General features: G+C 39.8%; 14 protein-coding genes. 11 read left to right on the forward strand and 3 right to left on the reverse strand.

All coding sequences use genetic code 11. The features are described from left to right. The 3 genes from QZ620_RS10985 to QZ620_RS10995 all read right to left on the reverse strand — a co-directional run. Positions 1-725: MATE family efflux transporter (locus QZ620_RS10985; RefSeq protein WP_295181571.1), on the reverse strand; the 725-nt coding region annotated here is incomplete at its 3' end. Next, complete coding sequence (hemH, locus tag QZ620_RS10990) at positions 725-1,762, reverse strand: ferrochelatase (protein WP_295181573.1); 1,038 nt, start codon at positions 1,760-1,762, stop codon at positions 725-727. The genes hemH and QZ620_RS10985, both read right to left, overlap by 1 nt. Positions 1,763-1,849: 87 nt before the next feature. Continuing rightward, the gene (locus tag QZ620_RS10995) at positions 1,850-2,740 is read right to left on the reverse strand and encodes an AraC family transcriptional regulator (protein WP_141876493.1); all 891 of its coding nucleotides are present in this window, start codon (positions 2,738-2,740) and stop codon (positions 1,850-1,852) included. Between the two features lie 199 nt (positions 2,741-2,939). Between QZ620_RS10995 and hemA the strand changes: the two genes are divergently transcribed. From hemA to QZ620_RS11050, 11 genes are all read left to right on the forward strand, one after another. Then, positions 2,940-4,196, forward strand: a complete 1,257-nt coding sequence (gene hemA / locus QZ620_RS11000) for a glutamyl-tRNA reductase (RefSeq protein ID WP_295181576.1) — start codon at positions 2,940-2,942, stop codon at positions 4,194-4,196. Further along, positions 4,193-5,110, forward strand: a complete 918-nt coding sequence (hemC, locus tag QZ620_RS11005; protein ID WP_295181578.1) for a hydroxymethylbilane synthase — start codon at positions 4,193-4,195, stop codon at positions 5,108-5,110. The genes hemA and hemC overlap by 4 nt, the downstream gene beginning before the upstream one ends. Positions 5,111-5,113: 3 nt before the next feature. Then, positions 5,114-5,779 carry a uroporphyrinogen-III synthase gene (locus QZ620_RS11010; protein WP_295181580.1) on the forward strand — a complete coding sequence of 222 codons (666 nt, stop codon included), beginning with the start codon at positions 5,114-5,116 and terminating at the stop codon, positions 5,777-5,779. Continuing rightward, positions 5,776-6,801 (forward strand): uroporphyrinogen decarboxylase, encoded by a 1,026-nt coding sequence (hemE, locus tag QZ620_RS11015; protein WP_295181582.1) that lies wholly within the window; start codon positions 5,776-5,778, stop codon positions 6,799-6,801. Before QZ620_RS11010 ends, hemE begins: the two co-directional genes overlap by 4 nt. Before the next feature lie 53 nt (positions 6,802-6,854). Beyond that, a complete protein-coding gene (gene hemF, locus QZ620_RS11020; protein ID WP_295181594.1) occupies positions 6,855-7,757 on the forward strand; it encodes an oxygen-dependent coproporphyrinogen oxidase in 903 nt (300 codons plus the stop codon). 39 nt (positions 7,758-7,796) lie between these two features. Beyond that, a complete protein-coding gene (gene hemB, locus QZ620_RS11025; RefSeq protein ID WP_295181584.1) occupies positions 7,797-8,765 on the forward strand; it encodes a porphobilinogen synthase in 969 nt (322 codons plus the stop codon). 62 nt (positions 8,766-8,827) lie between these two features. Continuing rightward, the gene (locus QZ620_RS11030; RefSeq protein ID WP_295181586.1) at positions 8,828-9,172 is read left to right on the forward strand and encodes a hypothetical protein; all 345 of its coding nucleotides are present in this window, start codon (positions 8,828-8,830) and stop codon (positions 9,170-9,172) included. Between the two features lie 80 nt (positions 9,173-9,252). After that, the gene (locus QZ620_RS11035) at positions 9,253-9,723 is read left to right on the forward strand and encodes a hypothetical protein (protein ID WP_295181587.1); all 471 of its coding nucleotides are present in this window, start codon (positions 9,253-9,255) and stop codon (positions 9,721-9,723) included. 119 nt (positions 9,724-9,842) lie between these two features. Continuing rightward, the gene (locus tag QZ620_RS11040) at positions 9,843-10,973 is read left to right on the forward strand and encodes a CNNM domain-containing protein (RefSeq protein ID WP_295181589.1); all 1,131 of its coding nucleotides are present in this window, start codon (positions 9,843-9,845) and stop codon (positions 10,971-10,973) included. Further along, positions 10,954-11,424 (forward strand): methylated-DNA--[protein]-cysteine S-methyltransferase, encoded by a 471-nt coding sequence (locus tag QZ620_RS11045; RefSeq protein ID WP_295181591.1) that lies wholly within the window; start codon positions 10,954-10,956, stop codon positions 11,422-11,424. Before QZ620_RS11040 ends, QZ620_RS11045 begins: the two co-directional genes overlap by 20 nt. 18 nt (positions 11,425-11,442) lie before the next feature. After that, positions 11,443-12,179 (forward strand): serine hydrolase (locus tag QZ620_RS11050; RefSeq protein ID WP_295181593.1); only part of this gene is annotated, 737 nt, incomplete at its 3' end.

The raw sequence follows: 12,179 nt of genomic DNA on the forward strand, positions 1-12,179 counted from the left end.
GCTGAAATTTCCTTCAGAATAGGAAAATCCATATTGAAATGAGAAAAACTGATCTTTAATTCTGAGTTCTTCGAGAGAAAAAACCAGATAATATAAGCCATGCAGAAGAAATAGGATGCGGTTGTTGCCAGGGCGGCACCTTCCATTCCCATATTCAGCTTATTAATAAGGATATAATCCAGAATTAGATTGACCACGGAAGGAATGATCATCGCGATCATGGCAAAACGAGGTTTTCCCTCAGCACGAATTACGTTGTTCCCCATCATAGCCAGCGCCAGCATTGGGACACCGCAGAGTACTATGATATAATAAATTTTTGCAGGATCGAAGATCTCGCCCATTCCTCCAAATGCAGGGATGAGATCATCAACAAATATCAATCCCGGAATGATCAGACCTATAGATAAAACTAAGGTAAGGGTGATCTGGTTTCCAAAGGTTCGGAAGGCTTTGGAATCTTCATTTGCGCCCAGCGCCCGGGAAATGATAGAACTTCCACCAATCCCTATAGCCATTCCTAAAGCCGCTATAAAAAAAGAGACAGGCAATACAACATTGATGGCCGCAATTGCGATCGGGCCTATCCAGTTTCCAACAAATATAGTATCTACCAGGATGTTCAAGGACATCACCAATATCCCTACAGATGCCGGTAAAGCTTGTTGAATAAGAAGTTTACCAATGGGTTTATCACCCAGTTCTTTAGAATTACGAACGGCCATTAAGCCTCAACCGGAGTTTGCTGGGTTGCCCACTCATCGATCCATCTGGATAATACTTTTACCCAATCTTCACGATCGTTCAAACATGGAACTACAGAGAAATCTTTTCCGCCAACTTCATGGAAGATCTCTTCGCCTTCCATGGCAATTTCTTCCAGTGTTTCCAGACAATCTGATACGAAAGCCGGAGTTACAATGGCTAATTTCTTCATTCCCTGTTTTCCAAATCTTTCGATGGTTCTATCTGTATAAGGTTTTAACCATGGGTCGAATCCTAATCGTGACTGGAAGGAAACGCTATAAGTATTAGGCTTCATTCCCAAATGTTCCGCAACCAACCTGGTGGTTTCAAAGCACTGATGTCGATAACAGAACTGGTGAGCAGTTGATGCCGTCTGGCAACAGGAGCCGTCTATCTTACAATGTGAACTGGTCACATCGCTTTTACGAATATGTCTCTCGGGAACGCCATGATAAGAAAATAACAAGTGCTCGTATTCTTTTCCTTCAAGATTTTCTGCGATACTGTTTGCCAGTGTTCGCACGTAATCTGGATGATTATAAAATGGTGGTACTGTTGTAAAGCTCATCTCCGGAAAAAATTCCTTGCGTAGCTCTTCAGCTAGGACAAGTATAGTTTCAGTAGTAGCCATGGCGAATTGTGGATACAATGGAAAAAGCAGCACTTCGTCCACTCCCTTATCCTTCAATTCCTGTAAGCCTTGTTTTATATTTGGTGTTCCGTACCTCATTGCCAAGGCAATTGGAACAGATGTTTTTTCATCAATTTTATTCTGAAGTCTTTCCGAAAGTACAATTAGCGGAGAACCTTCATCCCACCAGATCTTCTGGTAAGCTTCAGCAGATTTTTTAGGACGGGTGTTTAATACAATTCCTTTTACCAGTAGTGTTCTGGCCCAGTATGGCACATCGATCACTCGCTCGTCCATAAGGAATTCGCCTAAATATTTCTTGACATCTTTGGGGTCGGTACTGTCTGGAGAACCCAGATTTACCAGCAATACGCCTTTACTCATAATTTTTCTTTTTCAACTCAAAAATAATACTAACTGGTCTATTGAAATACAATTCATAATTAGTGTTCTCTATGATTCAATAATCAGTTAGCTAACCGACAATGTATATTTCTTCGGCGTGGTTCCAAATTTCTTTTTAAAACCGGCAATAAAGTGACTCGCCGTACTGTAACCAACCTTCAGTCCTACTTCATTTACGTTATATTCACCTGTCTCCAGAAGCTTGCGTGCATATTCCATTTTATAATCGAATAGGAAGCTATAAACCGAATCGCCATAAATTTGCTTAAAACCTTCTTTTAGCTTTTTAAGACTAAGTCCAATTTCATCTGAAAGTTCCTGCAGGGATGGTGGCTCTGCCATTCTTGCGATCACGATATCTTTTGCTCTTCTTATCTTCTTGATATTCTCTTCATCACTCAAAAACGGACATTGTTCCAGATCTGGATTCTCCGCTTTATTAAAGTACAGACTTAATAATTCGAAAGCTTTCGCTTTAAAATAAAGATTTTTGATACTGGGAGTCAGATTAAAATTCATGATCTGGTTTAAAACTACCGCGGTTGAAGGTGAGACCTGAGCATCCTTATAGTATTTCTTATCCTTATTGTCACCACTTAAAAAAGTGATATAATCTGCTTCCTGCGAAAACAGAGCGTGAAATTTCTTAATGGAAATAACCAGAGAAATTAACCAGCTCTCCTTTTCCATGGATAAATGCAGTGGCAGATCGCGCTGGGGATTGTATAATAAAAGTGAATTCTCTTCAGGAAGTGGTAATTCATAACTCCCGCTATTGAAAAGAAACTTGCTGTTCCCCTTCACATTGAAGTGAAATTGAATAAAACTATTATCTATTTCGCGGGACATGATCTTATTCTCATCTGTATCATTCTGAAACTTCAGAATATAGAAACCATCTTCGATCTTGATTTCTTCTGAAATACTTACAGCGTTATTTTTTTTGCTTTCATCCATCCTCGGAAATTTTATTTATTTAGAATCAGTCTAAACAAATCTTTTCACAACAGCTTTGTTTACTACAAAAATAGCGCATTTTGAAGTTTCGGACTTTAAAAAGCTGATAAATATCATCTATCGACACATTTAGTGCCTCTAGCGTTATTTTTTGAAATACTCTTCTGCTATTTTTGCAAGCGTATTTCCAAATCGATACATGGAAGATTATCACATTTCAAGAGGTAAGCATTTTTATACGATAGGTTTAAGCTACAAAAAGGCTGATGCCGAGATCCGTGGACACTTCAGTCTTACGGAACAGGCGAAAGAAAATTTGTTGCAACAGGCCGGCCGCGAAGGTATCGATGGTATTCTTTTAACTTCCACCTGTAATCGTACTGAAATTTACGGTTTCGCAGAACATCCTTTCCAGTTGATCAAATTGCTTTGTGAACATACTCATGGAACAGTAGAGGAATTTGAGAAAGTAGCTTACGTTTATAAGAACAAACAGGCCATTGCTCATATGTTCAGGGTTGGAACAGGACTGGACAGCCAGATCCTGGGTGATTTTGAAATTATAAGTCAGTTAAAAGTAGCCTTTGTACGTTCCAAAAAGCTCGGTCTGGTAAATGCATTTCTGGAAAGATTGGTTAATGCTGTGATCCAGGCCAGTAAAAGAATTAAGAACGAGACAGAGATCTCAAGTGGAGCGACTTCAGTTTCATTTGCCTCTGTTCAGTATATATTAAAGAATATAGAGAATGTTTCAGATAAGAACATTCTTCTCTTCGGAACAGGAAAAATAGGACGTAATACCTGCGAAAATCTGGTAAAGCATACCCGGAATAACCATATCACCTTAATCAACAGAACAAAGGATAAGGCTGAAAAAGTTGCTGGTAAATTTGATCTTACCGTTAAGGATTATGCAGATCTCCAGGCAGAGATCAGGAATAGTGATATTTTGATCGTTGCTACCGGAGCTCAGAATCCTACGGTTTCCAAAGAACTTATCTATTCTAAAAAAGATCTTTTGATACTTGATCTTTCTATTCCGAAAAACGTTTCAGAAGATGTTGAAGAATTGCCCAACGTGCAATTGATTCACCTTGATCATTTATCGCAAATGACCGATGAAACCCTGGAACGAAGAAAACAATTCATTCCGCAGGCAAAAGAGATCATTGCTGAAGTTGAAAACGACTTCAATCAATGGCTGGAAACAAGAAAGTTTGCTCCAACGATCAAAGCTTTGAAGAAAAAGCTAAGGTCGATGAAGGATGATGAACTGGACTTCCAGCGTAAAAAAATGTCTGATTTCAATGATGAACATGCTGAAATTGTAAGCAATCGTATCATCCAGAAGATCATGAAACATTTTGCCAATCACCTCAAAGGAGATACTGAAACTACAGATGAAAGCCTGGAATTGATCCACAAGGTCTTTCAACTCGAAGAAGTTAGCAAATGAGCAAAGTAATTCGTATTGGCACTCGCGATAGTGAATTAGCGATGTGGCAAGCCCGCACCGTACAGAATGCACTGGAACGAACTGGTCATAGAAGTGAGCTGGTTCCTGTAAAATCTACTGGCGACCTCAATCTAGATCAACCTTTATATGAAATGGGAATCACCGGGATTTTTACAAAAACCCTGGATGTTGCCATGATCAAAGGTGAAGTAGATATTGCAGTTCACTCCATGAAAGATGTTCCCACGGCTCTACCAAAGGGAATTGTGAAAGCAGCAGTGATGAAACGTGCGAGTAATAAGGATATTCTGGTTCATAAAGGAACTGACTTTCTGGAAATCAAGAAAGGGAAAATCGCTACGGGTAGCCTGCGACGTAAAGCGCAATGGCTGCACAAATATCCGGATCATGAGGTGGTGGATCTTCGCGGGAATGTAAATACCCGCATGCAAAAACTTGCAGATAATGACTGGAATGGCGCCATATTCGCAGCGGCCGGACTGGAGCGTATCGAGATCAAACCAGAGAACTTTATTGATCTAAACTGGATGATCCCAGCACCTGCTCAGGGAGCGATGCTTATTGTAGCCATGGAGAAAGACGAAGAAAGCCGTAAAGCTTTAGCTCTTTTAAACCACCAGGAATCCCAGATTTGTGTGCACGTTGAACGTGAATTCCTTAAAGTTCTTGAAGGTGGTTGTACCGCTCCAATTGGAGGCTTAGCCAGGATTCAAGATGGTCATATTCATTTTCATGGAGCACTTTTCAGCCTTGATGGTTCAAAGAAAATAGAAGTAGAGAAAAGCGTTCTGGTTTCACAAGTAAATGGATTAGGAACGATTTGCGCCAAAGAGGTACTGAATAATGGAGGTCGTGAATTGATGCAGCATATTAAAACTGCTTTAAATAACTAATGAATGCCTACCGTACTTTCCACGAAAAAACTAGCACTCAACCAGAAGGAACTACTTTTAAATAGTGGGATTGGATTCGCGGAGTATGATGCTATCGAAATAGAATTTCTGAATTTTGATCTGCCTGAACAAACTATCCAGAATGCCATTTTTACCAGCAAAAATTCATTAAGAGCAATCAGATCAAAGAAAATTGAGATCACAAATTGCTTTTGTGTGGGAGAGAAAACTGCAATAATGGCTAAGGAGATGGGTTACAATGTTCTGGAAACTACAGCCTATGCTCATGATTTGGCAAATATCATCATCCAGAATTATCCTGATCGGGAATTTCAGTTTTTCTGTGGGCATTCTAGACTTGATGAACTTCCGGAGATGCTTCAGCAGCAAAATATAGCACTTAAGGAAATTAAGGTTTATAAAACTACGCTGAACATTCAGCAATTTAATTCAGATTACGATGGAATTCTATTTTACAGCCCAAGTGGCGTGCAAAGCTATATCACTAAAAATACGATTGACTCCATTGCATTTTGCATAGGAGATACAACTGCTTCCGAAGCAAAAAGACATACTACCAGCATCGTAACTCCGGGAACTCCCGGCATTGAAAACCTGATAGCCATGGTAGCAAAAACATTTAGAAAAGACTTAAAACATCAGCAATGATCAAGAATGACCTTTTTTTAAAAGCACTTAGAGGTGAAAGCGTAGAACGTCCACCAGTCTGGATGATGAGACAGGCAGGAAGATATCTTCCTGATTTTATGAAGCTTAAAGAGAAATACGACTTTTTCACCCGCTGTCGTACCCCTGAACTTGCTACTGAAATTACGGTAATGCCTATTCGCCAGGTAGGACCAGATGCTGCGATACTTTTTAGCGATATTCTTGTGGTTCCACAGGCAATGAACATCGAGGTGGAGATGAAGCCTGGTGTTGGCCCGTGGTTGCCAAATCCAGTAGATACTCCCGCAAAAGTAGAACAGGTGATCGTACCAGATGTGAATGAGACACTTGGCTATGTTTTTGATGCGATCAAGCTTACAAAACAGGAATTAAATGATGAGGTACCGCTCATAGGATTCGCCGGTTCTCCTTGGACCATTCTATGTTACTGTGTACAGGGACAGGGATCTAAAACCTTTGATAAGGCGAAAAGATTCTGTTTCATGGAACCTATCGCTGCGCATAAATTACTTCAGAAAATTACTGATACTACCATCGCTTACCTGAAAGAAAAAGTAAAAGCCGGTGTAGATGCCGTACAGCTTTTCGATTCTTGGGGAGGACTGCTGGAGCCTAATGACTACAAAGAATTTTCATGGCAGTATATGCAACAGATCATCGATGCTTTGAAAGATGAAGTTCCTGTGATCGCTTATGGAAAAGGATGTTGGTTTGCCTTGAAAGATATGTCACAATCTGGAGCAGCTGCTCTTGGAGTAGACTGGACCTGTGATGCTCGAAATGCCCGTTATTTAAGTGGCGGACAGATCACTTTGCAAGGGAATTTTGATCCTGCCAGGCTTTACTCTAAACCAATCGAAATTAAATATATGGTGAACGATATGATCAAAGCCTTTGGAAAAGATCGTTATATCGCCAACCTTGGTCATGGTATTTTGCCGAATATTCCTGTAGATAATGCGAAAGCTTTTGTAGATGCTGTTAAGGAATATAGAGAATAAGCCAATACTAAAAATTACAAGAACCGAACCTAAGCTGAAAAGTCTTCATGAGCATGAAAGAACAATTTTACGGATATATTGAGCAATTGCAGGATTCGATCACTTCAAAACTCGAGGAGATCGATGGCTGCGCCAAATTCAAAGAAGATATCTGGAAAAGAAATGAAGGCGGTGGCGGTAGAACGCGTGTGATCGAAAATGGAAATGTATTCGAAAAGGGAGGTGTGAACATTTCTGCTGTTCACGGTCCACTGGCTCCGGCCATGCAAAGCTATTTCAAAGTTGGGAATGTGGACTTTTTTGCATGCGGACTCAGCCTTGTGCTTCATCCTAAAAATCCAATGGTTCCAACGGTTCATGCCAACTGGCGCTATTTTGAAATGTATGAGAAAGACGGTACTGTGATCGACCAGTGGTTTGGTGGTGGTCAGGATCTTACTCCTTATTATCTTTTCGAGGAAGATGCAAAACACTTCCACTATACCTGTAAAAAAGCATGTAATCCTCATGGGTTTTCTTTCTATTCAGATTTTAAGAAGAAGTGTGATGAATATTTCTGGAATGCACACAGGAATGAAGCCAGGGGAATCGGCGGACTTTTCTTCGATTATTTAAAAGAGAATGATCGTATGAAGATTGCCGACTGGTATGATTTTGTGACCGATGTTGGTGATTCCTTTTTACAGGCTTATGTGCCGATCGTAGAAAAGCGCATGAATTTGCCTTATTTTAAAGAAAATAGAAAATGGCAGGAAATTCGTCGCGGTCGCTACGTGGAGTTCAATCTCGTACATGATAAAGGAACTTTGTTCGGTCTAAAGACCAACGGAAGAATAGAAAGTATCCTCATGAGCCTTCCACCTCACGTACAATGGGTTTATGATCATCATCCTGAACCTGGAAGTGAAGAAGAAAAACTCATACAGGTGCTTGAAAGACCTGTGAATTGGGTTTAAAATATTATTTGCCTGCAGCAATACTAAAAAATTTAAACAATGCTTAGAAGAAACCGAAGACTACGTACGAACGAATCTGTAAGATCACTGGTTAGAGAAACTTTTATTTCTCCAAACGATTTCCTGGTGCCAATTTTTGTGGTAGAAGGAAAACAGGTTAAGGAAGAGATCGCGTCCATGCCCGGATATTATAGATATAGTCTTGATCTTCTAAAGCAGGAAATAAAAGAATTATGGAGCCTTGGTCTAAAGTCGGTTTTGCTTTTTGTAAAGGTCCCGGATGAACTAAAAGACAATGCAGGTACTGAAGCTATAAATCCTGATGGATTGATGCAAAGAGCCGTGAAAACTGTAAAGGATGTCGCGCCAGAGATGGTCATCATGACAGATGTTGCCCTGGATCCATATTCCTCTTACGGTCACGATGGGATCGTAAATGATGGTAAGATTCTTAACGATGATACCACCGCGATCCTGGCAGAGATGGCTTTATCTCATGCGAAGGCAGGTGCAGATTTTGTAGCGCCCAGTGATATGATGGATGGCAGAATCTTTGAGATGAGAACTTTACTCGAGGATGAAGGTTTTCATGATACCGGCATTATGAGCTATTCCGCGAAGTACGCTTCCGCGTTTTATGGTCCGTTTAGAGATGCTCTGGATTCTGCTCCAGGCTTTGGTGATAAGAAAACCTACCAGATGGACCCTGCCAATCGGGATGAAGCTATCAAAGAAACTTTGATGGACATTGAGGAAGGTGCAGATATCGTGATGGTGAAGCCAGGTCTTTGTTATCTGGACATTGTTCGCGACATTAAGAATGCTGTAAACGTACCTGTTGCGGTCTACCAGGTAAGTGGTGAATATGCGATGATCAAAGCTGCAGCCGAGAAAGGATGGCTGGACCACGACGCTGTGATCCTGGAACAGTTAACTGCTATAAAGCGTGCCGGGGCTAATATGATCGCCTCGTATTTTGCAAAAGATGCCGTGAAATTAATTTCCTGATTTTTAGAAAAATATAAGACTACTTCTGTTTTTACAATCAGTTTTTGGCTTAACATTGTTGTATGAAATTCAGTAAATTTTTATGGATAAACTTACTACTGCTTCAGGTATTCCTGATTGGTGGTACGAATGTTTATGCTACTGGAATTTCTACGGAAATAAAGCCTACTGATGAATTTCAGTTTAATCAGGCGAATAGTAACAAGAATGCTTATCTGCCTGATGAAGCTTTTTCTTTTTCTGAAAAAGTAAATGCTGAAGAGTCCGATTTTTCAAAATTCTTCGGAAGCCTTGATAGTTTTGAAGCGGTAATTTCAGAAGAAAGAGAAGGTCTACAGATTTTTACAAATTTCAGGTTTCATTTTCACCTGAAGAAAATCCTCTTTCCATTCCATAGTTTCTGGTAAATAGAATGAATTACGTCAAGCTGATTAAGGTATAAATACCTGAAAAGCACCATTTATTTCATTTTAAATACTAAATCAATATGGATACTATATCTCTAATTTTAGGGCTGGGACTTCTGGCTCTCTTCGCAATACCTATTATTTATCTTATTTTAAAAAGCAATGCTCAAACTTCAAAAGTGAAGCAACGAGCTTATGATTTTGCTACTCAAAATAAACTCAAAATTGACGAGTTTGAACAGGTTGGCACCACGATCATAGCACTGGACGTGAGCAATAAAAAAATCATTTTCAGCAATGCTGAAATTGAGGATCAATTTGAGATCATTGATCTTACTCAATATGCCACAATACAGTTGCAACAGGATCTACAGGCCAGAAATTCAGAAAAAATTCAGTTTCTGGCCTTAAATTTCGCCGCTAAGCAAAAGCAAAGTCCTAAGTCTATTTGCTTCTACGATGAAGCCGGTAGTGACATTATTGCTCCTGAAATAAGATTGCAGCAGGCACGAAAATGGGAAACTAAAATAACTCCTTTGATCGCTGCTTAACCTTCAGCAAAAATCCAGAAAGGTCTTTCGAACATGAAAGACCTTTTTTGTTTTATAATTTCTTTTTAAATATTTGAATTGAGAATACATAAATTAGCCAGTCTAACTTATTTAAGTGCATGGGATTACTGATCATTTTTGCCGTATTATCGATATTTTTTTCTTTTATGTGCTCCATTCTGGAAGCTACATTACTGAGTATAACACCATCCTATATCAAGATCAGGAAAAAGGAAGGAAAGAGCTACGCTAAAGATCTGGCAAATCTAAAGAAGGATATAGACAAGCCGCTTATCGCAATTCTTACCATAAATACCATTGCTCATACCGTAGGAGCTATTCTTGTGGGTGTTCAGGCTGAAAAGACCTTCGGTGATGGTGGAAATTCTGTGATGATCGTGTCAGCAATCATGACTTTAGCGATCCTCGTACTTTCAGAAATTATTCCGAAGACCATTGGAGCTACCTACTGGCAATCTTTAGGTAATTTTACTGCCAAAACTCTTAATATCATGATCTTCCCGCTTAAGTACACGGGAATTCTATGGCTAATGATGCTTACTACAAAGCTGATCGGGAAATCTGCGCATGTAAGTACGATGAGCCGGGAAGAATTCGCTGCGATCACTGATGCTGCGGAAGAAGAGGGTGTTTTCGAAGAAAGCGAAACTACGGTTATTAAGAACTTACTCGTTTTCAAATCTATTGAAGCTAAAGACGTGATGACTCCATTTTCAGTAGCGATCGTAGAAGACGAAAGTATGAGTTTGAGCGATTTCTATTCCAACCATAAAAACCTGAAATTCTCGAGAATTCCTGTTTATAAGGAGAAGTCTAATAATGTCTCTGGATTTATTCTGAAAGATGATGTGTTGGAAGCTATGATCGATGAACATGGTGAGCAACCTCTAAGTAACATTAAAAGAGATATCCTGGTGACGAACGACAATACTCCTATTCCTGAATTGTTCGAAATCTTCGTTGAAAAGCGCGCTCATATTTCTATGATCGTGGATCAATTTGGAAATACCACCGGAATTGTAACGATGGAAGATATTATCGAAACATTATTGGGGCTGGAGATCATGGATGAAAGCGATAGTGTGGAAGACATGCAGGTACTTGCCAGAAAGAACTGGGAACGCCGTGCAAAACGTCTCGGACTCATCCAGAGAAAACAGGACCAGGAAACTACTTCTACTTCAGATAATAGTGATGAACCTGCTGTAGATGAAACAGGCAAGCATTAAAACCCCACTTGGGATCGCGACAATCCTTGGGGACGAAAACGGAATTCACGAGATAAAAGTTGATGATTCTACCGAGGAATCTTCAGAAATACCGGAAGTCTTACAGTCAGCAATCCTTCAGCTTCAGCAATACTTTTCAGGAAAGAGAGAGAGTTTTGATCTACAATTGAATCCGAAGGGAACCGACTTTCAGAAGAAAGTCTGGGAAGAACTTAAAAATATCCCTTATGGAGCTACGGTTTCATATCTTGAACTATCGCGTAAACTTGGCGATGAGAAAGCGATTCGAGCCGTAGCCTCTGCCAATGGAATGAATCCGCTCTGGATCGTTGTTCCCTGTCATCGTGTAATTGGAAGTGATGGTTCTCTTACTGGTTATGCTGGCGGTTTGCATCGCAAAAAATGGTTGCTGGACCTTGAAAACCCACCTTTACAGCAAAGTCTGTTCTAAATTTGCTAATTTCAGAGCATGAAAAAGATTTTCAAGCTCCTCCTATATATTGCATTATTTATCGTTGTTCTATCCATAAGTCTTTATTTAACAGGTTATGGATATATTTTGCGTGCAGTACAAACCACCTATTTAAATGGACACAAAACTGCTTTTATCGATGATCATCCCTACTTTGATAACGCCATTATTGAGAATGGAGAAAACATTCAGGAATGGCCGCTGGCAAAAGATTATAATAGTATCAAAGCAACTAAAAGTCTAAATAGTCTGCACAAAGAACTAGAGACCGCGGCATTTTTGATCATTCAAAATGATAGCCTGGTCTATGAAAATTATAATCAAGAATATGGTGCTGAGAGCCAGACGAATTCCTTTTCCATGGCTAAAAGTGTGGTTAGCTTACTTATGTACAAGGCAATCCAGGATGGATACCTTGAAAATATTGAGCAGCCTGTAGAAAACTTTTTTCCTCAGTTTGACAAAAAACTTAAAATCGGAGATCTTTCCTCGATGGCTTCAGGGCTTAACTGGAATGAAAATTATTACAATCCATTTGCATCGACTGCCCGTGCCTACTTTGGAAAAGATATTCGGGAGCAGGTACTGGATTTGAAAGTGATCAAAACTCCAGGAGAGGAATTTGAATATCTAAGCGGAAATACACAATTGCTCGCTATGGTCATTGAAAAGGCTACCGGTAAAAGCCTGAGTGACTACCTGAGTGAAAGTTTCTGGAAACCAATGGGAATGAA

The organism is uncultured Christiangramia sp. (assembly GCF_913046405.1).
GTDB lineage: Bacteria > Bacteroidota > Bacteroidia > Flavobacteriales > Flavobacteriaceae > Christiangramia > Christiangramia marina.